20 protein-coding genes are annotated in these 24,120 nt (G+C 42.8%); 13 read left to right on the plus strand and 7 right to left on the minus strand.

Features of this window, described 5'->3' with window-relative positions; genetic code table 11:
* Nucleotides 1–246: 246 nt before the first annotated feature.
* Both V7K40_RS05490 and V7K40_RS05495 read left to right on the plus strand, forming a co-directional pair.
* The gene (locus tag V7K40_RS05490; protein WP_334957445.1) at nt 247–1,299 is read left to right on the plus strand and encodes a metal ABC transporter substrate-binding protein; all 1,053 of its coding nucleotides are present in this window, start codon (nt 247–249) and stop codon (nt 1,297–1,299) included.
* A gap of 18 nt (nt 1,300–1,317) precedes the next feature.
* Nucleotides 1,318–2,151, plus strand: coding sequence for a metal ABC transporter ATP-binding protein (locus V7K40_RS05495; protein ID WP_334957447.1), 834 nt, complete (start codon nt 1,318–1,320; stop codon nt 2,149–2,151).
* A 493-nt stretch (nt 2,152–2,644) separates the two neighbouring features.
* Here the strand turns inward: V7K40_RS05495 and V7K40_RS05500 are convergent, their stop codons facing one another.
* The gene (locus tag V7K40_RS05500; RefSeq protein WP_334957449.1) at nt 2,645–3,112 is read right to left on the minus strand and encodes a DUF1772 domain-containing protein; all 468 of its coding nucleotides are present in this window, start codon (nt 3,110–3,112) and stop codon (nt 2,645–2,647) included.
* 193 nt (nt 3,113–3,305) lie between these two features.
* On the opposite strand from V7K40_RS05500, the gene V7K40_RS05505 reads away from it, so the two are divergent.
* Nucleotides 3,306–4,160 (plus strand): metal ABC transporter permease, encoded by an 855-nt coding sequence (locus tag V7K40_RS05505; protein ID WP_334957451.1) that lies wholly within the window; start codon nt 3,306–3,308, stop codon nt 4,158–4,160.
* A 585-nt stretch (nt 4,161–4,745) separates the two neighbouring features.
* Here the strand turns inward: V7K40_RS05505 and V7K40_RS05510 are convergent.
* Nucleotides 4,746–5,384 carry a transaldolase family protein gene (locus V7K40_RS05510; RefSeq protein ID WP_334957453.1) on the minus strand — a complete coding sequence of 213 codons (639 nt, stop codon included), beginning with the start codon at nt 5,382–5,384 and terminating at the stop codon, nt 4,746–4,748.
* 309 nt (nt 5,385–5,693) lie between these two features.
* A complete protein-coding gene (locus V7K40_RS05515; RefSeq protein ID WP_334957455.1) occupies nt 5,694–6,890 on the minus strand; it encodes an acyl-CoA dehydrogenase family protein in 1,197 nt (398 codons plus the stop codon).
* A gap of 472 nt (nt 6,891–7,362) precedes the next feature.
* Here V7K40_RS05515 and V7K40_RS05520 point away from each other — a divergent pair, with 472 nt between their 5' ends.
* The 3 genes from V7K40_RS05520 to V7K40_RS05530 all read left to right on the plus strand — a co-directional run bounded on the left by V7K40_RS05520 (nt 7,363) and on the right by V7K40_RS05530 (nt 10,811).
* Nucleotides 7,363–9,888, plus strand: coding sequence for a cyclic nucleotide-binding domain-containing protein (locus V7K40_RS05520; protein ID WP_334957456.1), 2,526 nt, complete (start codon nt 7,363–7,365; stop codon nt 9,886–9,888).
* 391 nt (nt 9,889–10,279) lie between these two features.
* Entirely contained in the window at nt 10,280–10,618 is a 339-nt protein-coding gene (locus V7K40_RS05525; RefSeq protein ID WP_334957458.1) for a hypothetical protein, read from the plus strand.
* Nucleotides 10,608–10,811, plus strand: a complete 204-nt coding sequence (locus V7K40_RS05530; RefSeq protein WP_334957460.1) for a hypothetical protein — start codon at nt 10,608–10,610, stop codon at nt 10,809–10,811. Before V7K40_RS05525 ends, V7K40_RS05530 begins: the two co-directional genes overlap by 11 nt.
* A 74-nt stretch (nt 10,812–10,885) precedes the next feature.
* Here the strand turns inward: V7K40_RS05530 and V7K40_RS05535 are convergent, their stop codons facing one another.
* A complete protein-coding gene (locus V7K40_RS05535) occupies nt 10,886–11,206 on the minus strand; it encodes a hypothetical protein (RefSeq protein WP_334957462.1) in 321 nt (106 codons plus the stop codon).
* Between the two features lie 505 nt (nt 11,207–11,711).
* On the minus strand, nt 11,712–12,188 hold the full coding sequence (locus V7K40_RS05540; protein WP_334957464.1) for a hypothetical protein: 477 nt from the start codon (nt 12,186–12,188) through the stop codon (nt 11,712–11,714).
* Nucleotides 12,189–12,407: 219 nt separating this feature from the next.
* Here V7K40_RS05540 and V7K40_RS05545 point away from each other — a divergent pair, with 219 nt between their 5' ends.
* On the plus strand, nt 12,408–12,794 hold the full coding sequence (locus V7K40_RS05545) for a hypothetical protein (protein ID WP_334957466.1): 387 nt from the start codon (nt 12,408–12,410) through the stop codon (nt 12,792–12,794).
* 475 nt (nt 12,795–13,269) lie between these two features.
* Here the strand turns inward: V7K40_RS05545 and thrS are convergent, their stop codons facing one another.
* On the minus strand, nt 13,270–15,111 hold the full coding sequence (gene thrS, locus V7K40_RS05550) for a threonine--tRNA ligase (protein WP_334957555.1): 1,842 nt from the start codon (nt 15,109–15,111) through the stop codon (nt 13,270–13,272).
* Between the two features lie 393 nt (nt 15,112–15,504).
* On the opposite strand from thrS, the gene V7K40_RS05555 reads away from it, so the two are divergent.
* From V7K40_RS05555 to V7K40_RS05570, 4 genes are all read left to right on the plus strand, one after another.
* On the plus strand, nt 15,505–15,822 hold the full coding sequence (locus tag V7K40_RS05555; protein WP_334957468.1) for a DUF2605 domain-containing protein: 318 nt from the start codon (nt 15,505–15,507) through the stop codon (nt 15,820–15,822).
* Between the two features lie 306 nt (nt 15,823–16,128).
* Complete coding sequence (locus tag V7K40_RS05560; protein ID WP_334957470.1) at nt 16,129–16,458, plus strand: DUF2973 domain-containing protein; 330 nt, start codon at nt 16,129–16,131, stop codon at nt 16,456–16,458.
* A gap of 581 nt (nt 16,459–17,039) precedes the next feature.
* On the plus strand, nt 17,040–17,453 hold the full coding sequence (locus V7K40_RS05565) for a RusA family crossover junction endodeoxyribonuclease (RefSeq protein ID WP_334957472.1): 414 nt from the start codon (nt 17,040–17,042) through the stop codon (nt 17,451–17,453).
* Nucleotides 17,453–18,133, plus strand: coding sequence for a hypothetical protein (locus V7K40_RS05570; RefSeq protein ID WP_334957474.1), 681 nt, complete (start codon nt 17,453–17,455; stop codon nt 18,131–18,133). The genes V7K40_RS05565 and V7K40_RS05570 overlap by 1 nt, the downstream gene beginning before the upstream one ends.
* Nucleotides 18,134–18,251: 118 nt before the next feature.
* Here V7K40_RS05570 and V7K40_RS05575 read toward each other — a convergent pair whose 3' ends face one another.
* A complete protein-coding gene (locus tag V7K40_RS05575) occupies nt 18,252–20,543 on the minus strand; it encodes an amylo-alpha-1,6-glucosidase (RefSeq protein WP_334957476.1) in 2,292 nt (763 codons plus the stop codon).
* Between the two features lie 969 nt (nt 20,544–21,512).
* Between V7K40_RS05575 and V7K40_RS05580 the strand changes: the two genes are divergently transcribed.
* Both V7K40_RS05580 and V7K40_RS05585 read left to right on the plus strand, forming a co-directional pair.
* The gene (locus V7K40_RS05580; protein WP_334957478.1) at nt 21,513–23,531 is read left to right on the plus strand and encodes a DICT sensory domain-containing protein; all 2,019 of its coding nucleotides are present in this window, start codon (nt 21,513–21,515) and stop codon (nt 23,529–23,531) included.
* Nucleotides 23,532–23,668: 137 nt separating this feature from the next.
* On the plus strand, nt 23,669–24,094 hold the full coding sequence (locus V7K40_RS05585) for a photosystem I reaction center subunit II PsaD (RefSeq protein ID WP_334957480.1): 426 nt from the start codon (nt 23,669–23,671) through the stop codon (nt 24,092–24,094).
* Nucleotides 24,095–24,120 lie beyond the last annotated feature (26 nt).

The raw sequence follows: 24,120 nt of genomic DNA on the forward strand, positions 1-24,120 counted from the left end.
AACAAATGCGTTCGCCGAAATAACAAATGCGTTCGCCGAAATAACAAATGCGTTCGCCGAAATAACAAATGCGTTCGCCGAAATAACAAATGAGTCCGCCGAAATAACAAATGAGTCCTGAGATCAGTTGGTAAAAAAAATCTAAATTATTTCACTGCGAAAATACTCTATGGGGGCATTGCATCTTTATACTGAGTAGAGCTTTAATAATAGGCTGACCCTTGAATTTTAGAAGGCTTGAGTGTAATGAAGACTCTCTCTGGATTGCTATTGGCACTCAGCTTCATGGTAGTAGCTTGCAGTCCGCCCCAGAATACGGCGGTGTCTCCCAGCCCTAAAGTAACAACCACTCCAGTTCCAGCAGAGCAAAAGACACAAAGTAAGCTTTTAGTTGTCACGACAGTTGCTCCTTTAACAAATATTGTCAGCAACATTGCAGGCGATCGCCTAGAAGTTAAAGGCATTATTCCAGAAGGAACCGATTCTCACACCTTTGAGCCTCGTCCTAGCGATGCCGATCTACTATCCAAAGCTAATCTGATCATCGCCAATGGGTTGCATTTAGAATCCCCAACCGAAAAACTAGCGATCGCCTCCAAGCCCAAAGAAACTAAAATCTTTGAACTAGGCAGTAAAACTATTACCCAAGACCAATGGCTTTTCGACTTCAGCTTTCCGAAAGAAAAAGGTGATCCCAATCCTCATTTGTGGGTAAACCCCAAGTATGCTGAGGCTTATGCCAAACTAGCTGCCGAACAGTTAACCACTTTAGACCCTGCTGGCAAAGATTACTACGCTACCAATCTGAAAAATTATTTACAACGCCTAGAAGCCCTAGACAAAGCAACACGGGAAATCGTCGCCAGTATTCCCGCTAAAAACCGTAAACTTTTGACCTACCATGATTCTTGGGCCTATTGGGCTAGAGAGTATGGTTTTCAAGTGATTGGTGCAATCCAACCTTCAGATTTTAAAGAACCTTCCGCTAAAGATGTAGCAAAGCTTATTGACCAAGTTCGGAAAGTAGGCGTCCCAGCAATTTTTGGTTCTGAGGTCTACCCCAGCAAAGTAGAAGAACAAATTGCCCGCGAAGCAAATGTAAAAACCGCTAACACAGCCGATGACGAGTTACCAGGTAAGGGGTCAGCCAATGCAATTGAAAATACTAATCCTGAGCATACCTATATTGGCATGATGGCTAACAATATGCGGATTATCGCCTCTAGCTTAGGGGGAAATTCTGATTTAGTGAAAAACTTGAATACTGCAAATGTCGTCGGTCCAACAGCAACTAAGTAGCATTGAGAAAATAAGTGCATGGAACCGATACTTGAAGTTAGAAATTTGACTTGTGGCTACCAAACCCAGCCAGTTTTTACGGATGTTAATTTGACACTTTACCCTGGTCAACTGACCGGCTTGGTGGGGCCTTCTGGCAGTGGTAAAAGCACTTTAATTAGAGCGATATTAGGGTTGGTGATTCCTTGGGCTGGAGAGATTTGGTTTGGCGGAAAGCGCTTAAAGCCTGGATTAGCACCGCCTTTAGTGGGCTATGTGCCGCAAGTGGAAACAGTAGATTGGACTTTTCCAGTCACGGCTTTGGAAGTGGTAATGATGGGGCGTTACCAAAAACAAAAAATGCTGCCTTGGTCTTCAAAACGCGATCGCCAAGTAGCCAGCGAACTCCTAGAACGCGTCGGCGTTGCCCATGTTGCCCATCAACCTATCGGTAATCTATCCGGTGGTCAACAGCAAAGGGTTTTCATTGCCCGTGCTTTAGTAGGAGAGCCGAAAATCGTTCTTTTAGATGAACCTACCAGTAGTTCAGACTTGCACGTTCAACATGAACTTTTGCACCTATTAGCTGATTTGAATCAGCAAGGTTTGACAATTATCCTCTCCACCCATGACCTCAACTCAGTAGCTACTCATTTGCCTTGGGTAGTTTGTTTCAACCACGGTTTAATCTGCCAAGGTCAACCGATTGATGTCTTCACTCCCGCCAACCTTGAGCAGACTTTTGGTGGAGAAATGGTAGTTTTCTACCAACAAGACCGAATCTTAATCGCTAGTGGCGGTACTTCTCTACGCCATCAAATGCAAGATAATTTGCCCGACGCACTACGGCGATCTGACTCGAAGTCTGCTTAAGATAAATACTTAGTGTTGCTGATTAACAGGATTAAAAGCTCACACTCCAGGAGCCAAAGAAAAAAGACTAATATTAAACCAATTCGCAATTCGCAATTCGCAATTCGCAATTACGTTTTGTGACGGGGATTTAGATCAGGCATCAAAACTTGCTGCCAGTGGAGGCAGGGGAATTAAACCCTTAAACTTTGTTAACTTTGAATTCTTTATCGAGTTTTTTTACTGGAAAACCGACGGGTTAAGAAGGACTAAGCCTTACCAGTGAAGCAGTAAAGAAACCGTTCCTTTTTTTAACTTTTCTAGTTGCAATTAATCCTGGTTAAACTGAAATTCTAGCTGCAATTAATCCTGGTTAGAAAATGTCTTGATTGCAGGTTTGAGTGATTAGTATTGCAGGTCGCTACAGTTATAGAGTGGTTTTGAGCTAGCAAAGTGAGGGATAATATATCTACTTCTGGGTAGAGAGCTTCGTGCATATATGAATGGCTTGAGTTTACCTTCCAACGCACGCAATTGTCAGGAAAATGAATGCGATAAGCAATGCAATTGCCCGAATTGCATGACGATTATCCCAAAGTCTACGCCTTTCTTTCCAGTTTTTGGGTAAGTTCTCCAAATTCCATTTAGCAACCTCGTCGTTAATTGGTGCCAGAGCAACGATAGTACAGATAATACTAAGAAGCCAGATCACGGTGGCTGCAATGGCAAGCCTGAAAAATATGGGGTTGGAAAGAGTATGCAACTGATAAGTAAAAAAAGATGAAGTGATAAGGGTAGCAGCGTACCAGAAGGGCATGAACGCACCGAATATACGTGCTAGCGGTTGGGCTGCTTTAACATGTGTAGCGTCATCGAGCTTCCATAACTGCGGGTGGACGAAAAAACCGACCGTGATTTCGTTCCCTACCATTAATCCAGCGACTACAAGTGCAAGGACGCCGGAGAAAATTAATGTAGTCATATATTATCTAAATATCATCTATTATCTAAATAACTTAAGCTAATTTGCACTAATGAGTCAACCTCCTTGATCGATAGTGATGTTGCGGCGCGATTTTTTGAATTCGACGCGGGTCAGACGATTGAATCAGGTTTTGAGATGAGTTAAAAGTTATATAATTCATTCTCAAATTCAGCAATCCTAAATAATTTATATGGATTTTTTACTCACACCCTTTCATTATGAATTTTTTAGCCGTGCGATTTTAGTAGGCATGATGGCGGGGCTATTATGCGGCATTATGGGAGTTTATATTACAACTCGCAGGATGAGTTACATTGCCCACGGTTTATCTCATGCAATTTTGGGTGGAGCTGTGCTGAGTTATGTACTGGGCTTGAATTTTTACATTGGCTCTGGTATTTGGGGTTTTGCAGCTGCCTTGTTGATTCAATATTTGACTGGACGCAAAGTCTACTCGGATGCAGCGATTGGGATTGTGACAACTGCTAGCTTCGCTTTGGGAGTAGCTGTGATCAGCAGCTATCGTAAGTTTAGCCAAAACTTTGAAGCTGCTTTGTTTGGCAATGTATTGGGGGTTTCCCCTAATGATTTGTGGGTGGTGACTGGTGTGACGATCATCTTACTGAGTCTTGTTTTCTTGTTTTATCGCCCATTGCTGTTTTGGTGTTTTGACCGAGAAGTTGCTCAGGTTCACGGTGTACCCGTTTTTGCAATGGATACTTTATTTGCTTTGATGTTAGCAACTTTACTGGTGGCAACACTGAATGTGTTGGGGGTGACACTGATTATTTCAGCAGTGGTAATTCCAGCATCAATTGCCCGATTAGTGAGCGATCGCTTTGGTTATCTGATGATTATTTCTGGCATTCTAGGAGCAGCAATTTCCTTTGTGGGGATTTACCTCAGCTACTATCTCGATATCGCCTCTGGAGCCAGTGTAGTGCTGCTTTCAACCGCCATATTTGCCTGTGTGTTGCTCAGTATGAGTCTGCAAGCCCGACACAAACGCCGTTTCTCTTCTTTTTTTACAAAACACGAACGGTGAGATTATTAAGAGGACTCAAGGGAAAGTGATCGGAACTTTTCAAGACAAAGAACATAGAGAAAGAGAAGTAGAGGAATTAACTAATTTTGCACTGCGAAGGTAGTAATTCAATCTTGGAGTTGTCACAGATTAATAGGACTTACGCAAAAAACCTCTCAAACTCTCATTCCTCCGTGTACTCTGTGTCTCTGTGGTTCGTTCTTTCATAACCCGTGCGTAAGTCCTGATTAACTGCGACTAAAAAATATAGCAGCTAGGACAATTAAACCTAAAAGTGCTAAAGGAACCCAGAGATTCGGGATATCTGACAAACTCATACCATTTTGGATTTTAGATTTTAGATTTTGGATTGACCCCAGCAATCAAGTCACTTGAAAAGTCAATTAATTTTGGATAATAGAATTATTCTCGCGTTTAAATTCGCAAGTCTCAAACATGTATTAAATAATAGAACAAAAGAATCTTTAATTCCATTATCCAAAATTTAAACATCGTAAATTCGGTGATTCAAGATTCAAGAAAGTAGGACTGAATTTATAAACGTAACTGGCTGTTAATGCCTAAATTGTCGTTATGACACAATATTTAAATCGTTAAGCCGATGCCTCCTTTAGCGAATTCTTCAACAGTTTTTTGTGAAAATTCATGAGTAGCGATCGCTTGCAACATTGCCAATGGTAAAGTCAAATGATCAGCTCCAGCTTGCAATGAAGCCGCTGCTTCTTCAGGAGATTTGATACTAGCTGCCAAGATTTCAGTATCACTGCCTTGGAGGACGCTAGCCATATCCCGGATTAAGGCAATACCATCACCTAACAACCGCGTAGCGCGATTTACATAAGCTATGGCAATTTTAGCACCTGCTTCCCGTGCTACTGCTGCCTGCGCTGCACTGTAAATCGCTGTCACCGAACAGGTAATCTCTGGTGATAGACTCGCCACCACTTCAAAACCTAACGGTGTTGCAGGAATCTTCAAAATTGTTTGCGAACCAATAATCTCGAAAGCTTTTCTACCTTCAGCTAGCATCCCAGCTTTATCAGATGCCACAAGTTGATAGTATAACGGGCCAGAAGTCAAGGCAACCAATTTTTTGAGTGTAGTTTCTGGTGGGATATCGCTTTGAGACAACAACGTGGGATTTGTTGTAATGCCTTTCACCCATCCCCAAAGCTTAACAACTTCAGCTTCAGATGCGATCGCCGAGTCTAAATAAATTGCCATAATTTCTCCCGATTAATTCCCCGATATTAGTATGCAATAGCTGCACATAATTAGTGCCAAGTTACAACAGTTTTTAATTGGATAGAACACAGGTGGGAGCATCCCAGTTTTTTGCCAAGAGGGGAATCAGTCAGGATTAAACACAAGGGGCAACTTGGTATAAGATATTGTCCTAGCACGCCCGCTACTGGAAGTAACTAGTACAGCATGGCGTAAATAAGCAGACCATTGAAAAGCACTAAAGAGCTTATTCCATAATACTTTTGACTTTTGACTTCCGCCTTGCGGTACTAGCTACTCCTCAATCCATTACAAAAAATTCACAATCCCCAGACGCAAGACTTCTCGCGTAAAGTCACAGGAATACCCGATAGTTGCATCAGCAAGAAACTTGCCAGCCAAACACTCTTTTGTCACCCCATAGCCGCCAAGAATTTCAACTGCTGTTTGTGCATTTTTGATTGCAACATCCACTGCAAAAGTCTTGGCGGCTGGTGCTTTGACTGTGGCGGCAAGTTGGGGAGAAGTTTCTGCTGTACGGGCAGCATCCCATACTACCAGTCGTGCAGCCTGGGTATTAATCATCATATCTGCTAATTTTAAAGCCACTGCTTGATGTTCGATAATCGGACGACCCCAACTAACTCTTTGCTTGGCATAATTCAAAGCATACTCATAAGCAGCACGAGCCAAACCAACATAAGAAGCTGCCAGCCCAATAGCTACTTCTGGAACCAACATCAGTAGTTTTCCTGCTTCCCCTTCTTGTCCAATCAGATTTTGTGCAGGGACTAAGACGTTATCCAGGCAAATCTCAGCATGATGGGAGGCTTTCCAGCCAATCATCTGTGTCTTTTTGCCAAACTTAATCCCAGGTGTATCTGTTGGAACATAAAAGATAGACAAACTTTCGCGCAATGGTTTATCTATCGCTGTACGGGCAATGATGAAGTAGGCATCCGCAATTCCAGCATTTGTGACTAAGGAGGATTTTGTTCCATTGAGGATGTATCCATTGCCCTCACGTGCTGCAAAGGTCTTCATCCCAATATTGGGATCTGGGAGCGGGCAGAACAAATCGGAGGTGGCGACATTAGATTCACTCTCTGCGGCGCTAAATAGATGTGGTTTTCCTGATTTGACAAAAGATAGTATTCGTTCTTGCTGTTCTTGGGTTGCTGCTCTGCTGACAAACAGCGACATCGCTGCGGTGAGATTAAAGTAACTACAAGCAATGCTGACATCAACAGCGCCTATTTCTTCTAACACTACAGCTAAGTCTATGCACTTTCCACCCACACCTCCTAACTCTTTTGGAACCATCAAGGATGTGAATCCCAATTCAGCCCCTTTATAAAACATCTGTTTGCAGAAATCCCAAGGTTCCATCTCTAGATTGTTAGACTCTTCAATTATTTGAACAATAGGCCCAATTTTGTTTTGAGCAAAGTCACGCGCAAGTGACTGCAACATCTGCTGTTCTTGAGTGAGGCTAAAGTCAATCATTTTTTATTTTTTGTTTATTCTTACAGCGCAAATATACTGCTTTGTTTGATGTAGGAAAACCTTATAGTTAGTATCAAAATGCCGCTTTTATAACCGTATTTTCATTTCTAGCTTTTATATATAAATAGAAAAATTCTTTGTCTATAGTAGTTTTAGAATATGCACACCTCTTTCAACAAGCAAGCACAAAAGAAAAAAAAGTCAAAAATAGCTATAAAAAAATCAATTGAGTTTCCAATTTTAGGTGGAGTTTTGGCGGGTAGGGTCGCCCGATGGCTGCAAGAACCAGACATTTACATTTAATACTACTCACAACTTCACTGAGGCGGTGGCGACGCTATACTCCAATACGGAATCATCGGTATATAGACAGACATGAGATAACTTGTCATGCATCGCCACACACAGATATTTTGACCCAGCTTTCAAGGGATAATTCTTGTTATACAGCAGCCTACACGGAGAAATTAATATGACATCTCCAGAAACGGTTACATGGCTACAAGAACGGACGACTTTAGGAATTCTCTCGCCTGAAGTGTTAGATGCGATCGCTCAAGTAATTGAAGAACAAGTAGTGAGTGCCGAAACTGACTTAGTTAGCGAAGGCACTCCTTCAGAAGCCCTTTATATTCTTGTCGAAGGTCAACTTGAAAGCAATAGTACCAATGAAACCAACCCAGCTTTAGCTTGTGGATTCCTCCCCGGAGCAGTGATTGAACTCCAAGAATTGCTGTTGGATGAATTAAGTCCATTCACAATTACTACGGTAACTGAATGTCACTTGTGGGTTGTACCTGCTGCTAAATTTCGGGAATTAGTCACCCAATACCCCGACATTGCTCTGGCTTTTTCCCGCCAATTGGCTCAAGAATTAGCTGAAGTTACATCTGCACTTGGCTATGAACAAGAACGATCAGTAGCTTTGCGACCATATTTAGTCACCAAAGCACAACGCGGAATTATCGGTACAAGTCGCTATGCTGTGCGGCTGCGGGAACAAATTCGAGAAGCGGCTGCTGACCGCAAATCAGTGGATATTTTTGGAGAACCAGGGTTAGAAAAAGACAATATAGCAGCCCTAATCCACTTTGGTTCTCCAAAACGGCGAGAACCAATTATTAAAGTAAATTGTGGTATTCTGCAAACGAGCGGTGCAGATTTATTCGGTCGCGCAGGCGGTAAACCAGGACTGTTGGAATGGTTGGGAGAAGGGACTCTAGTTCTGAACAATATTCAAGAATTGCCCAAAGAATTATTACCTCCCGTGACGCAGTTGATCAAAACTGGCACATATACCCCCGTGGCTCGTTCAGGAGAACCAGCATCTGAACCTCGCCCCAGTACAGCCAGAATTCTGATTGTTTCAGAAAAAACTCAGCCGACAATTGAACGTTCTGTTGGTCACATTATTAAAGTACCACCGCTACGGGTGCGGAAAACCGATGTTCAGGCACAGGTTGAATATTATACTAGTCTCTACATTCGGGCTAGAGGCGTTCCAAAACCGCACATTACCCCAGAAGCTTTGCGTCGCCTCCAGTCCTATGATTTTCCTGGTAACCTCAAGGAATTGAAAAATCTGGTAGAAAGGGCGATCGTGCAAGCGGAGGGGGCGAATGAATTAACAGAAGAAATTTTCTGGCCAGCCGAAACTAAGAAAAAACGATTTCGGGTGAATCTTTTAAATGCCTATCCCCGTTTACGGCGGTTTTTACGTAGTCCCTGGTGGCCTGATCGCATTAACTATGGCTTCACTGCAACGGCTTTTGCAATTATTGTTGCAGTGTTATTTATTGGCCCTCAAACCCGCGATCGCAATTTCGTATTAAATCTATTTTGGGCTTGGTGGTGGCCTTTCTTCTTATTTCTCTTTCCCTTTTTGGGTCGTATCTGGTGTTCTGTTTGTCCCTTCATGATTTACGGGGAAATTACCCAAAAGTTATCTCTCTGGCTGTGGCCTCGAAAACTCAAGCGTTGGCCGAGAGAAGAAGCTGAGAAATGGGGCGGATGGTTCATGTTTGGTTTGTTCACCCTAATTTTCTTATGGGAAGAACTGTGGCATTTAGAAAATACCGCCTATCTTAGCGCTTGTTTGCTACTGTTAATTACCGCTGGGGCAATGATTTTCTCTGCTCTTTTTGAGCGGCGGTTTTGGTGTCGGTATCTCTGTCCCATCGGCGGGATGAATGGTTTATTTGCCAAACTTTCAATGACGGAACTCCGGGCACAGCAAGGTATTTGTTCTGCCAGTTGTACCACGTATCAGTGCTATAAAGGTGGGCCGCAAAAGGGCGAAGGGATGGAAACGAATGGATGTCCTTTATACTCGCACCCAGCACAGTTAGAAGATAACAGAGATTGCGTACTGTGCATGACTTGCCTAAAAGCCTGTCCTCATCGTTCCGTTGAGTTCAACTTGCGTCCCCCTGGAATTGAACTGTGGACAACTCATGTACCCCGCACCTATGAAGTAGCATTATTGTTTTTGTTGTTGGGCGGGATATATCTGCATCGCTTGCCAGAATTGCAATCTTGGTTGGGGTTACAACTAGATTTAACTCAGTTTTGGCAGCACTTTGGATTATCGCTCTTAGTGTTAATTATCCCAGCAATTTTTACCTTTGCAGCTTATGGGTTGCTGCAAGTGTTCAACTTTAACCGTAAGCCTCGATCATTTGTAGAACTTGCCTATGGCTATCTACCATTAGTTTTGGGGGGAAACTTGGCTCACTATCTGCGTTTGGGCTTAGGCGAAGGTGGGCGAATTTTACCCGTTACTTTTGCTACTCTTGGTTTGAGTAGTGAACAATTACCAATATTGGTTGCTCACCCGGCTGTGATTGCCTTTTTGCAAGGTGCAACGATAATTTTCTCAGTGTTGATGACTATGTTATTAACACAAAAAATTGCCAAGCAACCAGTGCGATCGCTCCTTTGGCAACACTTAGCAGCGATCGCTTTGGGAGTTAGTATGTGGGCGATTATCGTGTTTTGAGTTTCACATCTAGCGTAGGCATCGCTTGTTATCTCGTTTCCAGGTCTAACGAAGGAAATGCACCTCATTGGGCTGCTGCCGCTTGTGTAGGAGGCAGCAGCCTATTTTAGGCATTCCGAGTCTCAGACTCAAAACGAGCAAAGTCTGTTTTAACAGAATATAACCTTTTCTCGGTTGTCTAAAGACTACTTTCGCTATTAGACTGGTGAATTCATTCTGAGGCAGGCTTTTCGGAGAATGAAATAGCCCTGTTGAGCTTCACATCTATTCCACCAGGCGGTTTCTAATCGCCTGGGCTAGGTGCAAAATGTGAGTTAAAAACATTCTTCTCTACGAAGGTGATAGAAAATACTCATATGATTTTTCGCTCATAGTGTAAGGATTACAGATAATGCAAGTTCTAAAAAGATCCATCAAACCACAAACCTATATATCGTTCCTTTACATCTACCAAACGACTTGGGGGACTGCTGGTGATATTTGTTTAATCCGTGAATCTGTAGCTAATGAAAGTACAGCGAAGTTTGTCGGTCACAAAATCGAATTAGTAGTGCCAAAAGGGTTGGAGCGCGATCGCATCGCCAACTGTCCGATTATCAAAGTTGCAGGTAATGTCGGCGACGGACATCCGAAAGAGCATCCCTTGGAATGGGAGGCTTATGAAGGTGTAAATTCAGAAATAGCTGAAGCGGCTCTCAAACCTTGGGGCTTCAAGTTAATTGAACTCTAATATGGGTGGCGAGTTGATCAGTTCAACTCGTCGGGAGGTAGCCCATTACAAATTGGCTTCAACCATGCCTAAGCATCTACACCAAATTAAAAAGCGATCGCCCTTATCTGCCTACTTGATTGGACGCTTAAGTATCCAAAAAAGGCGATCGCGCAATCTAAAAAACCGTTCTAATTCTTCTACTAGCGCCTGAGTGTCTTTCCATAGGGCAATACTTGCATCACGATAGATTTTCGCAATGAATGGAGCAGGATTCCGAACAAATTCTTACATCGGCACAATTGCTTTCAGAAAAATTGCGGCCATATCTGCCCCTGATAAACTTTGGGAAACAAATATAAACATCTTGACCTGAGCGCGCGCAACAGCAATCCTTTCTAATAAATTGTTGCTAATCTGGCCATCTTCGGTCAAAACAACCCAGCCCATTTTGCCGACCTCTGGCAACCAGTCCACATCTTGAGCGCCTTTGTCAAAGTGTTCGTCATGGATTTTGATAGTGATGCCTGCGGCCCGAAGCGTTTCTACAATGCGTCTGTTACCAAGACATCTATCTATAAAAAAAGTAATGGACTGGGGTTGAATCATGCAACAGCAGGTAGTTCACACCGAATAGCTTCTTCGATTATCAGAGGAATTAGCTGCTGATCAAAGAGTTCTCTCTAACCCAATGAATTTAAGGGACTTCCAGTTAAAAAAACATCCTATCGTAGGGGTGCAAGGCCAAGATACCCTACAAATGTACAAATAATTTTGAATAAATAATTTATTTTTTGTCAGTCCCTAACTGTTGTGGCGTTAATAAAAAGCTGACTTTTCACGTCATTGGCGGTGTCTAGATTCCCGACTTCTTGAAGAAGTCGGGAATCTAACTTTTCACGAATGATTTAGGACTGCTATATAGAAAAACTCACGCTAAACCTAATCCCTGAGGAAGCTTTGTTACTAGGGAATGGAAGCGAGGTTTTCTATGATAAGAGTGAAAAGTCAGATATTGGAATGAGTGGAAAAAGAGATTGTGTCTGTCCTACCGCCAATTAGAATCAATGCTCAGTTCACCTGGAACTAAGCTTAATAAATTAAGGCAAAGGGATTAACCACGACCCCAGTCGCGCTCGCGCTCATAGCGGTTGTTATTATCACGATTGTTGCGAATGTTATTGCGATCATAGCGGCGGTAATTTTCGCGCTCATAGCGGCGATTATTGTCACGCTCATAGCGGCGATTATAATCGCGGTCATGGCGGCGGTTATTTTCGCGCTCATAGCGATAGTTATTGTCATGCTCATAGCGACGGTTATAATCGCGGTCATGGCGGCGATAATTTTCGCGCTCATAGCGATAGTTATTGTCACGAATGTTGAGAAGATAGTTCTCACGTTCATAATTATCATTTCTGTGGTGACGACTCTGACGTTCGTAGTAACCATCATTGTTGTGTTGATAGCCGTAGGTATCTAACCCAGCAAGATAATCCACTCGTGTATTAGCATCAGCTTTTGGAGAAATACCCAAAGCTGATGCAGATGCTATCAAGCCTGCAAGCAAAATAGAGGTAAAGCGGTTCATGATGTCAGTCAAAAATTGTTGATAGTAATTTATGCAAGTCCAGTCTGTTCAAGTCCAGTCTGTTTAGGAAGAGCAGATTCCATAAGTGTTTAAATCAATCCTATCAATCTTGAATAACTCAAAAAGTTTTTTTGGGTGCGGTGATTGAGAAAGGTTTTGTTGTCTGTGATACTTTCTGACTTTCCAGATGCAGTGAAAAGTTAAAATTAAAATGAGTCTTTGAACTCGACGAATCCACCTTTGAACTCGGTCAACGAGTCCTTGAACTGGATGAATCCACCTCTGAACTCCGTTAACGAGTCTTTGATACTCGTGAATCCACCTCTGAACTCCGTTAACGAGTCTTTGATACTCGTGAATCCACCTCTGAACTCCGTCAACGAGTCTTTGATACTCGTGAATCCATCTCTGAACTCCGTTAACGAGTCTTTGAACTGGATGAATCCACCTCTGAACTCCGTTAACGAGTCTTTGAACTGGATGAATCCACCTCTGAACTCCGTTAACGAGTCTTTGAACTCCATTAATGAGCCTTGGGGAGACAGCTACGCTTTGGTGGGGTGGGGTTCTTGGGGTTTAATAAGTAATCAAGCGGACATGATATAAGAGGCTTTATTATGCAAAACCGTCCCTCTCCGACTTCCAAAGGCACAGACTTGAAATTAGTTCAAGCCAGGGAGAGGTTTGTGGAACTGACGTCATATTACAGCAGTTTTCATGTATTTGAACCACATCTGTCGTAAGGGCACAGCATTGCTGTGCCCCTACCGCATGGTCTATTTACCTGAAAATAGCTGTAAATACATTATGATCGCACCTTTGCCAAAACCTACCAGCTAGTACCCTACGCCGTAAATGGAGCAACCATTTAAAATTCCTAAAAAGCCCATTCCATAATACTTTTGACTTTTACTTCTCTACGAGAGGCTGGCGCTTAGGGCGTAGCTATGCCGCAGGCTTTACGGTCACGCTCAATACAAGTGACTTTTGATTTTTGACTTCCGCCTTGCGGTACTAGCCTCTGTACCCTACTAAACAAAACGCACACCAATTGTAATTAGTGTGCGTCTGCGGTTAGATTTTAGAAATTCTCGAACTTAGCGATCGCATCCTTCATCTTATCCACCACCTCATCTACAGGGATGACTCCCAATTCCCCAGAAGCGCGGGTACGGATACTCAAAGTGTTGGCTTCTACTTCCTTTGCTCCCACCACAGCCATCACGGGTATTTTTTCTTTCTCTGCATTGCGAATCTGTTTACCCAAGCGATCGCCACTGGTATCAACTTCTGCACGGATGCCCAACGCTCTCATTTTCGTCACCACATCTTTAGCAAAGTCTAACTGTGTATCACCCACTGGCAGTAATCTAGCTTGCACTGGCGCTAACCATAAAGGGAAATCGCCTGCATACTCTTCAATTAAGATCCCAATTAGCCGTTCCAGAGAACCAAAAGGCGCACGGTGAATCATCACTGGGCGTTTGCGAACACCATCTTCGGCGACATACTCTAAATCAAAGCGTTCTGGCAAAATGTAATCTACCTGCACAGTTCCTAATTGCCACTCCCGATCTAGGGCATCACTAAAGATAAAGTCAAGTTTTGGCCCATAAAATGCGGCTTCCCCAACTCCCTCAAAGTGTTCCATCCCCAAGGTTTCAACTGCACGGCGAATTGCACCTTCAGCTTTGTCCCAAACTTCATCGTCACCGATGTACTTATCACTAGCTGGATCGCGGAAACTGAGTCTAGCTTTAAAATTCTTCAGTTGCAAACTATTGAACACCGACAAAATTAAATCCACTACACTGAGGAATTCGCTATCTAGCTGTTCTGGAGTGACGAACAGGTGAGAATCATCCACAGTAAAACCGCGCACCCGCGTTAAGCCGCCCAATTCCCCTGATTGTTCGTAGCGGTAAACAGTACCAAATTCTGCAAATCGCAAAGGTAGTTCCCGATAGGAGCGTAACTCACTCTTATATATTTGGATGTGAAAAGGGCAATTCATCGGCTTCAAGACAAAGCCCTGTTCATTGGCTGCGGACTCCTGATCATCCGCCATTAAGGGGAACATATCTTCTTTATATTTCTGCCAATGTCCAGAGGTTTTAAATAAATCTACTCTGGCGATGTGAGGTGTTACTACAGGTAAATAACCCCGTTTTATCTGTTCCTGCTTGAGGAAATCTTCTAAAGTACTCCGCAACAGAGTGCCTTTGGGCGTCCACAAAGGTAAACCCGGCCCCACTTGGTCAGAAAATATAAATAATCCTAGTTCCTTACCCAGTTTCCGGTGATCTCGCCGTAGGGCTTCTTCTTTGCGTCGCTTATATTCAGTGAGTTGTTCTGGACTTTCCCAAGCGGTGGCGTAGATGCGTTGTAGTTGGGCTTTAGTTTCATCCCCACGCCAATAAGCACCAGCAACGCTTTCTAGTTCAATTGCTTTCGGGTTTAATTCACTGGTATTTTCCATATGAGGCCCTCCACACAAATCCCACCATTCATTCCCCACGTGGTAAATCGTGATTGGTTCCTCTTTGATATCTCCCAGGATTTCTAGCTTGTAAGGTTCCTTTATTTCCTGAATCCGGCGTTCGGCTTCTTCGCGGCTGACTTCTTCCCGAATGACTGGGAGTTTGCGATTGATAATTTTCACCATCTCTTTCTTGATGGCTTTGAGATCATTTTCGCTAAATGGTTCTGGATTGTCGAAGTCATAGTAAAAACCGTTTTCAATCCAAGGGCCGATTGTAACTTGTGCCTTGGGAAACAGCTTTTGTACTGCCATTGCCATTACATGGGAAGCAGTGTGGCGAATCTTTTTTAAGTTCTCCGATTCGCTGGTACGCGGTAAATAAATTTTTTCAACTTGTTCTGACTGATTTGATGAATTTGGCGACATTGGCTGCTGAACCATTGGCGAAGTGATTACAAAAGGTGATTTATCTGAATCTGTAGGCTTATTCAACTATAACGACTTTGATTTTTGCCAGTTCGGCTTTCTCTTCCAACTACTGAATTAATTTCTGATCGGGGATGAAGATAAATTTTTGAGCGGTTAGCTGAGTGTCAAACTCAGGATTCCAGGCGATCGCTAAATTATCTGATGAATTGTAACTCGGTGTCAGCTATACCTATAGATGCCTCTCCAAAGGAAGTGTACAAACCCGATATCAAGACTATATAATGAATTATGTGTTCTTTGTTACATCTTTTCACCTCTTTTGAATTATGAGAGAAATAATAAAAGTGTTAAGAAACATAAAGAACGTTAATATTAGTAAGCAAGTTGGAAATATAGTTCTCATTTATGTCAAACTCAAATGTACCAGGGCCTGAGTTGCTGAAAACGGTTTTAGAACCTCTGCTAGAAGATTTTCAGCATTGGTTTACGCGATCGCGCCATTTACTCGAAACTGAGCAACTATCATTTATGAGTGACCAAGAGCAATCTGACTTGCTCTTGCGGGTTAAGCAAGCGCAAGATGAACTAAATACGGCGAAGATGCTATTTACTGCAACTGATAAACAAGTCGGGATTGATATGGCAACAATAATGCCTTGGCATCAACTAGTAACAGAATGCTGGAATGTGGCAATGCGCTACCGTCAGGGGCGTGAAGTCTAAGCAGCAGATAGGAGCATCTGCTAAATTTTGGCAGACTACTTAGCGATGTATAACGACAAAACGCTAGATCAGTCGTTAAACAGAGAGTACAAAAATCTTAACAATTTCTTAACATTATTTAGATTCACAAAATAATGTATCATATGTTACCGTAAGTTGGATAACGGTTGACAAATAGCTCCATATAAATGTAAGCGCACGTAAAAGAGCGCGTTAAATACTCGTCCTCACTGTAAGTCACAGTATCGCCGAAGTAAAGCGTTACAAAATAAAGTTTTAAAAATTGCTGTCTTGGAGGAAAATCTAATGTTACACCTGCTTTACATTCTTGCTTTTACAATCCTTGCATTTATAGCTGTTGGCAACTTAATTCGCAACCTGATGATGTTCAGTTTTGATCGGGATCGAACTTATCCGACGAATTCCTCGGCAATGAATAATCAAGGCAACTATGGTTATTATTCATCAAAAAAACAGTTTGTACCTCATCCAGAGTTATTAGATAGCGCGGGTAACTTAATTAAAGAGCCACTTTTGGTAATGCGTTCGATTAACGTTGAAGATGCGCGTCAACATCTCGATGCACTTTACGAAGCATCCCCAGGACATAAGAGAGAAAATTCAGAGGAAGCGTAAGAGGTTGTTTGAAAAGTCATAAAGTATACTCAAAACCCCGCTTCCATTCCTCTGCCCCATAGGGAGAAAGGTTTTGAAACCCCCATTCCCTTGCAGAGAAGGCTTGATCGGGGGGTTAGGTTTCTGAAGTTTTGATGTTAATAACAATACTTTTCAAACATCCTCTAAGAGTTAGGAATTAGCAGTTTGGGTGTAAATAATTGTTGTTTTTACATCCTTAACTTATCATTTGTTAGATTGTTCAAGATAATCCTGAAGCTACTAGAAAACTTGGTCAAGTTGAGTAGATGGAAAGCTTACGACCTGATAGATATGAAAGCTGAAGTCTTAACAAAGGGACTCGATAAAAGTCGTCCAATTTTGTATGTCCCGTCTTTTGCTGTTGTTGAGTGATAGCGATTTAGCCTTTTAAAAAGAAATACTAAGTTGAGTAGTTTAATAAACCCACTGCACCGGAACGAAGTTTACTATTTTATGGGTTGCAGTATTTGTCTGTTAGCCTGCTATCAGCCATCAGCGGATGTAATTATGACACTAGCAGTCATATAAAATAATCCCTGGTATCTTAGTTTAGAAGTGCATTGACGAGATTTGAGTTCATAGTGAATGGGCCACCAGTATCACAACAGGCTCGTAATCGCGGTAAGGGCAATCGTCTTCAAGATTGGAAAACGACAGTGCGACAAGAGGCTGAAAAATACTGGTCTTCGGAACAAAAAACAGCTACTGGGTTGGTTATGCTCCAGATAACCTATTTCTATGATTCTATTGAAATAGATGTAGATAATATAGTGAAGCCTATTCAAGATGCAATTATTGGATTAGCCTACGTCGATGATAAGCAAGTAAGCGACCTCCTAGTTAGAAAGAGGAATTTATCAGGTAACTTTAAAGTAGAAGACATGAGCTCGATATTGGCGCAAGGCTTTGACCGTGGCAAAGAGTTCTTGCATATTGTCGTAATTGATGCTCCTGACCAGGAGGTACTTACTTGATGGCAATTCCAACTGCAAACCTAGAAAGAGAGCGATTACTGAAACTAGCAGAGGAGTATCGTGAGAAGGGTTACGAAGTTTTTTTTCATCCAAATATAGAAGACTTGCCTGACTTCCTTAAAACCTATCGCCCCGACATGATAGTACGTCGGGGAGAAGAAAATGTAGTTATTGAAGTCAAATCACGCTCCTCACTTAACTCTTCTTCTAATCAATACTTAGGTAATTTAGCTCAAGCGGTAGAAAGACATCCTGGTTGGAGATTTGAATTAGTAATGACCAACCCGGAGGATACAACGTATCCTCTGAAAGCAGAGGGTTCTCTTCAAGAACATGAAATAGAATCACATTTGCAAGTAGCAAGGCAACTTACAACGCGACATTCAGAATTAGCTCTCCTATATTCCTGGTCTTTGGTAGAAGCAACTTTGAGACTTCTTGCCCAAAAAGAAGAGCTAAGTTTAGAAAGATTTGATCCACGCTACTTAATAAACCAATTAGCAACTGAAGGTGTAATTTCAAAATCTGAGTATCAGTTACTAATGAATTTACTCCCATTACGTAATTCTATTGCTCATGGCTTCAAAACTACAGAACTTACGCAAAATTCTGTATATGAATTGATCGAGCTTACAGAGCAGCTATTGAGAACTCTACACACTGGTGATGAAGCAGATTAACACTGCGTTGGTTGGAGTGGATGGTAGGACAGACATGCTGCTGAATTTCAGGTGATGCTTAGAGCGATCGCACTAAGCATAAAATAGGGAGTGGTGAATTACGCACTCCCTACTCTTCTTAAGCTTCAATAACTACCCGAAGATTGCCTCGTTTTCTTGCAACGCGACAAGCAGTCGTAGTCCCAGAACGCTCGAATTCTAAATCGAGGATGGTGGGGCCGACTCGCAAATTATGAAAGGACAGGCGATTAATCGATTCTGGTAAAGTGGGGTCGATTATTCGCAAGCAGTTATTTTGAGCGTCAGGCACCAAGTTAACCATCATTTGCAGCAGTTGGAAGATACTACCAGTAGCCCAAGCTTGGGGAGTACAGGCAACTGGATACTGCACAGGGGCATTATCACCGTTCCGTTCGTAGCCGCAGAAAAGTTCTGGAGGACGTTGGTAAGGCTGCCGACTAGTCATGTCGAATAAACCTTGGAAAAGTTCTAGGGCTTGATCGATCAGACCAAGCGATCGCAATCCCATTGCAATCAGAGCGTTATCATGGGGCCAAACTGAACCAATGTGATAGCCCATTGGATTGTAGGCAGGTGACAAACTACTCAGGGTACGAATGCCCCAACCATTAAACATATCTGGTGCCCGCAAGCGTTCTGCTACACTATAGGCTTTTTCGGGTGTGAACAGGCCCAAATGTAGACAATGACCAGGATTTGAGGTAATACTGTCTACTGGCTTGCCATCTCCATCCAAAGCTAAAGCGCAGAAATCTTGGTCTTCCACCCAAAAATCTCGATTAAAACGAACCTTAAGACTTCTAGCTTCTTCTTGCCAACGATCTGCCAAATCAAGCCGCTTCTTCATCCTAGCTATTTCTGCTAGGCGCATTTTTGCAGCATAGACATAAGCTTGCACCTCACAAAGGGCAATTGGGCCATTGGCTAATTCTCCCTTGTGGTCTACAATACAGTCGCCAGAATCTTTCCAACCTTGGTTAACAAGACCGCGTTTAGATTTACGGAAGTAACTGAGGTAGCTGGTTTGTTTGGTATTGCGATCAATCCACTCCATTGCGGCTAGAGCATTCGGCCAAAGTTGCTCTAAGAGTTCTTGATCATGAGTCCAAGCATAATGTTCGGCATACAGCATCAGCCACAGCGGAGTGGCATCAACTGTACCATAGTAAGGTGTATGGGGAATTTCTTGACAACGAGCCATTTCTCCCAAACGTAACTCGTGCAAAATCTTACCCGGTTCTTCTTCGCGCCATTCGTCGTCGATTTGACCTTGGTGTGTCGCCAGTAGTATCAGGGTTTCCTTGGCGATTTGCGAGTTTAACATCAGGGCTTGGGAAGCTGTAATCAGCGAATCCCGTCCAAATAGTGTAGAAAACCACGGCACTCCAGCAGAAACAGTCTTATGCTTACCAAAAGACTGGCGCAACAAATACATATCTTGTTCAGCCCGCTCAATCACTCGATTGAAGGTATTCTTATCTGAGCTAATACGTGTAATTTGCTGTACCCAGTTTTGCTTCTCCATAAACTCAGCAGCTTTCGCCTGTCCTAAGGTGAAAGCTGCGCTTACAGTTGAACTGGACTGGTTATTTTTCAACATATTCACTCGGTAGCCCAGCTTTTGAGTTTCGTGAGAAGCCAACTCTAGCTGCCAAACCGCAGTGTAACCCTTGAAATAGTTTGGTTGCCGCTGCTGAAATAGAATACGGGATTCCATCACCGACTCATCCAGACCTTGATAGGCAAGTGTTAAGGATTCTTCCCTAAAAGATGGTGGCTCTTTGGGTATAGGCAAAACGCCATCGACGGGAGAAAATGTTCCTTCTTCAGCCGTCGGTTCCACTAGACGTAAAAGCCTACCTCGTTTTTCTCTGTCATAGCCCCGGACTTCAAATAAATCAAGAAAATCTGCATCAAAGCTGATACTTAGTTCAAAACTGACGGTAGTTGTGCTGTAGTTAGATATCTCTATTTCTTCAAATAGTGCCCCATTCAGCACGATTTCCCGGCGAATTCCTACAGTGTCAGCTTTCAGGCGTTCATCGATTCTAGGGTTGGTACACAAAACTGAGAGTGAAAACCCTTTTTCCGCAGTACTACTGAGGAGTACAGGCGATCGCCCTTCAATTTGCAACTCTAAGCGATTGAGAAATCTTGTATCACAACAAAACAGTCCCATGCTGGGATTGCCATCGTTGAGGGAACAGCCAGAAATGTTCCCGATAGTATCTGTTACAAAAAATAAATCATCATCTTTCACCGTCAGTGTCGGTTGTGGCCTTTGACTCACAACACAAGGCCACTCCGGGATTGGTAATTGTTCGGCAGGAATAAAAGTTTTTCCATCCAGGAAAATTTTTTCCGGGGTTATTAGCGTATCCGGTGTCATTAGTCAAAGTTCCGTGTACAGGTCTAGATTTTTGTGGTCTTCCGAGTAGAGGTCGCTGACACTCACAACTTCCGAAAAAATCCGCTCTCTAAAACTCGTTTGAGCTATTCTAGCCAAAGTAATCCTTACATACTGTTGACAAAATAGCAGCGCTCAAATCCATATAAGTAAATCTTGAGAAATTTCTATTTTATAAGTCTAAAGTCAAGAGTGAAAACTGAGGATTTTGAGATAATTCATTAGTCATTCAACTTTCTCAAGACACAAAACATCTAGTATACTCAGCAAAAAGGCGAAATTTACAGTTTTTGTTGGATGTAGAGAGCATTCGTTCCCTACCATTATAGGATTTTGTCTTAAATCTCTTTGGTATTTGATTAGACAAATTTATGATAAATAATTAATTGATTAAATTTAATCACTAATTATGGATTAAATTATGTGAATGTAGCAGTAATGATTTTTGGCTAAGAAAATTTTTTAGTGAGCATAAATACAATGTAAGTAAAGTCGCATGGACTATCAATCAATGATCAGTGGTTAGTAGTAATTAATTATTTGGTACTTAGTGCTGAAAGATTTTACCTGTACAAGGATATGCAAAGCTAGTCGAGAATGTATATTGGGCGTAGTAGCCGATGATTTAAAACATCTTTTTAACCTGATCCTACTGCCTGAAGGCGTGGGATTTCGGGTCATTGGATGATTTGACATTGGAAAAAACCATGCTCCAAGTCGAGCGGTTGATTCCACCCCTAGAAGAGATGGACTACAAGCCGACTTTCTGTAAATGAAGCTGTATGCGCTCCTGCTAGTTAGTAACAAAGTGTTGCGTTTACGTTGGTGAAAAGTGCTTTTTAGCGTTCTTTACATATTGCAACTAGTCTATTTAACTTGAAAGCCCCTTGTAATTTGTACAATGCAGCTGTGACGTGGATCTTGTTGAGATTGGGCGTTAAACGATAATTCATGAGCATTTCAACTTCTGTGCTGAGTGATCTGCTAAAGTCCCTACCCTACTTGCGGTCCCAGCTATATTTCAAGGCTTCACTAACGGCGCTCTCCCATGCGATGGAAGATCAAGTTTTGGCTGGGACTTTAGCCCAACCCCTTGTAATTGCTAGTTTCCAGCGAGAGCGATTCTACCGCCAAGAAGCTCATCGCTACCAGCGACTAGCCTTACGAAGTAATCAAGTATACGTATTATCTGCTCCAGAAACTGATTTTACCAATTTTACCAATAGTTCAGAACACTATGAAAGGGTAGCTTTTGAGCTAAATGATGGCTTAAGTCAAGAGTGGCATTTGATAGTGATTGCTGACAATTACGCGACTTGTCTGGTTTGCCGGGAAAGCCTTGGTTCTATCGCCAAAAACAAGCAACTACCGGAACTAAGCCCGAATCTGGATATAGACGCAGCGCGAAGATTTGAGGGAATTTGGACATCAGAAAGGGGAGTTAGCCTCAAAGCAGCCGAATTGCTCTTAGACAGGGTTTTGGTTTACAGACCAGAACTAGCAAGCAAAATTGAGGAGGGATGCCAAAGGTTTGGCATCAAAGAGCCGCGAAGCTACTCTGGAGCAGAACAGATCAACGAATATGCTTGTGACATCGATACTGATCCCTTTGTGCAGCGCTTACTAACTTATTTGCAAGCTAGCCAGTACAAATTGCACAAAGCCTACCGTTCAATTGCTGCCCAAGCACGTAAAGAACGATTAGTCAATACGATTAGCACTGCCATTCGGCGATCGCTTGATCCTCACGAAGTTCTCCAGGTGGCGGCACAAGAATTAGGACAACATTTAGAAGCTTGTCGCTGTCTAATTTACCGCGCTCAAGCCACAGATAGCCAAGCCATAATGGAACACGAGTTTTTGACTCCTGGTATTTTATCTGTTCGTGGGCAAACCTGGGAATTAGAGAAAAATTCTCTCTTTCAGGACATAGTAGAACTTGGCGAAGGTGTTTGTGTAAGCGATACGCTGATTGACCCTCGCGTTACCGATTCGCCGGGACTTTCCTTAATTGCCAAAAAGTTTGCCATTCGTTCTTGGCTGATGGAACCAGTATTTTATCAGGGGCGATTATTGGGCATCGTGGAGTTGCACTACTGCCGAATGCCACCGCACGAGTGCCAACCTGGGGAATTAGATTTGGTAAAAGCGATCGCTACCCAAGTGGGAGCAGCTCTCATCCAAGCGGAAGCTTACGCCAACCTAGAAGAACTTAACCAGCAGCTAGAAGCCCTAGACCGCACCCGCAGCAACCTCATAGCCATTACTGGGCACGAACTGCGTACCCCCCTATCCACAATTCAAGTGTGCCTAGAAAGTCTTGCTAGTGAGCCGGATATGCCCTTGGAGTTGCAGCAGGTCATGCTCAACACTGCTCTTTCCGACTCAGAGCGGATGCGAAAACTGGTACAAGATTTCCTCACACTTTCCAACTTAGAAAGTGGTCGGGTGGAATGGCATCCAGAATCCCTCACTTTACAAGAGTGTGTGGATTTATCACTTAGCCGCAATCGCACGCATTCCTCAACGGAAAAGCCGCCCAAAATCAAAACTCAAATTGCCCAAAACTTACCTTTGGTTAGAGCTGATGGTGATTGGCTGGTAGAAGTACTGGCAAAACTCATAGACAATGCTTGTAAATTTACACCACCCCAAGGAGAAATCACTATTAAAGCAGTTCAGAATAGCCATCAAATGGTCGAGGTGACTGTAGCTGACACTGGACGCGGCATTGAACCGAATCGTTTAGAAGTAGTTTTTGACCGCTTCTATCAAGAAGAAGGAGCGCTACGCCGCACCACTAGCGGAACTGGACTTGGTTTAGCAATTTGCCGTCAAATTGTTAATGGCTGGGGTGGGGAAATTTGGGCAGAGTCAACTGGCAAAGACCAGGGTAGTCAGTTTCACTTCACCATACCGATTGTTCAGAGTAGCTATGAGGAAAAGCGGACAAAAGTCAAGAGTAAATAGTATTGGCATGGGTCATTGGTTTTTGACTAATCACAAATGACTAAAAGACTAAAAACTGTTACAGTCTATGACGCGATCGCAATATGATCCTGGTTGCGGTGTTAGGATTCCCTAAAAACGTTGAGAGAATCATCTTTATGGCAGAAACACTCTCTGGACAAACCCCGCTATTTGCTGGCAGCACTGGTGGCTTGCTAAAGAAAGCAGAAGTGGAAGAAAAGTACGCTATCACTTGGACTAGCCCGAAAGAGCAAGTATTTGAACTGCCTACAGGTGGTGCCGCTATTATGCAAAAAGGTGAAAACCTGCTGTATTTAGCTCGTAAAGAATATGGCATCGCTTTGGGCGGTCAAAGACTCCGGAAACTCAAAATTACAGATTACAAAATTTACCGGATTTTACCCAATGGAGAAACCACTTTAATTCACCCAGCTGATGGTGAATTCCCCGAAAAGGTGAAGCAAGGTCGTGACATAGTGCGTTATGTAGACCGTCGGATCGGACAAAACCCCAGTCAAGCTAAACTTAAGTTTAGCGGTGTTAATACCTACGACGCTCCATAACTAGCTTTAGTGGCTAATGGGTAATT

It is taken from the genome of Nostoc sp. (assembly GCF_036917195.1).
In the GTDB taxonomy this organism is placed as follows: Bacteria; Cyanobacteriota; Cyanobacteriia; order Cyanobacteriales; family Nostocaceae; genus Nostoc.

Bases quoted from the DNA above. Each gene is read 5' to 3' on its own strand.
- V7K40_RS05505 (WP_334957451.1), top strand. From the start codon at position 3,306: ATGGATTTTTTACTCACACCCTTTCATTATGAATTTTTTAGCCGTGCG.
- V7K40_RS05495 (WP_334957447.1), top strand. From the start codon at position 1,318: ATGGAACCGATACTTGAAGTTAGAAATTTGACTTGTGGCTACCAAACC.
- V7K40_RS05490 (WP_334957445.1), top strand. From the start codon at position 247: ATGAAGACTCTCTCTGGATTGCTATTGGCACTCAGCTTCATGGTAGTA.
- V7K40_RS05580 (WP_334957478.1), top strand. From the start codon at position 21,513: ATGAGCATTTCAACTTCTGTGCTGAGTGATCTGCTAAAGTCCCTACCC.
- V7K40_RS05535 (WP_334957462.1), bottom strand. From the start codon at position 11,206: ATGATTCAACCCCAGTCCATTACTTTTTTTATAGATAGATGTCTTGGT.
- thrS (WP_334957555.1), bottom strand. From the start codon at position 15,111: ATGGTTCAGCAGCCAATGTCGCCAAATTCATCAAATCAGTCAGAACAA.
- V7K40_RS05500 (WP_334957449.1), bottom strand. From the start codon at position 3,112: ATGACTACATTAATTTTCTCCGGCGTCCTTGCACTTGTAGTCGCTGGA.
- V7K40_RS05540 (WP_334957464.1), bottom strand. From the start codon at position 12,188: ATGAACCGCTTTACCTCTATTTTGCTTGCAGGCTTGATAGCATCTGCA.
- V7K40_RS05510 (WP_334957453.1), bottom strand. From the start codon at position 5,384: ATGGCAATTTATTTAGACTCGGCGATCGCATCTGAAGCTGAAGTTGTT.
- V7K40_RS05555 (WP_334957468.1), top strand. From the start codon at position 15,505: ATGTCAAACTCAAATGTACCAGGGCCTGAGTTGCTGAAAACGGTTTTA.
- V7K40_RS05585 (WP_334957480.1), top strand. From the start codon at position 23,669: ATGGCAGAAACACTCTCTGGACAAACCCCGCTATTTGCTGGCAGCACT.
- V7K40_RS05575 (WP_334957476.1), bottom strand. From the start codon at position 20,543: ATGACACCGGATACGCTAATAACCCCGGAAAAAATTTTCCTGGATGGA.
- V7K40_RS05570 (WP_334957474.1), top strand. From the start codon at position 17,453: ATGGCAATTCCAACTGCAAACCTAGAAAGAGAGCGATTACTGAAACTA.
- V7K40_RS05520 (WP_334957456.1), top strand. From the start codon at position 7,363: ATGACATCTCCAGAAACGGTTACATGGCTACAAGAACGGACGACTTTA.
- V7K40_RS05515 (WP_334957455.1), bottom strand. From the start codon at position 6,890: ATGATTGACTTTAGCCTCACTCAAGAACAGCAGATGTTGCAGTCACTT.
- V7K40_RS05525 (WP_334957458.1), top strand. From the start codon at position 10,280: ATGCAAGTTCTAAAAAGATCCATCAAACCACAAACCTATATATCGTTC.
- V7K40_RS05560 (WP_334957470.1), top strand. From the start codon at position 16,129: ATGTTACACCTGCTTTACATTCTTGCTTTTACAATCCTTGCATTTATA.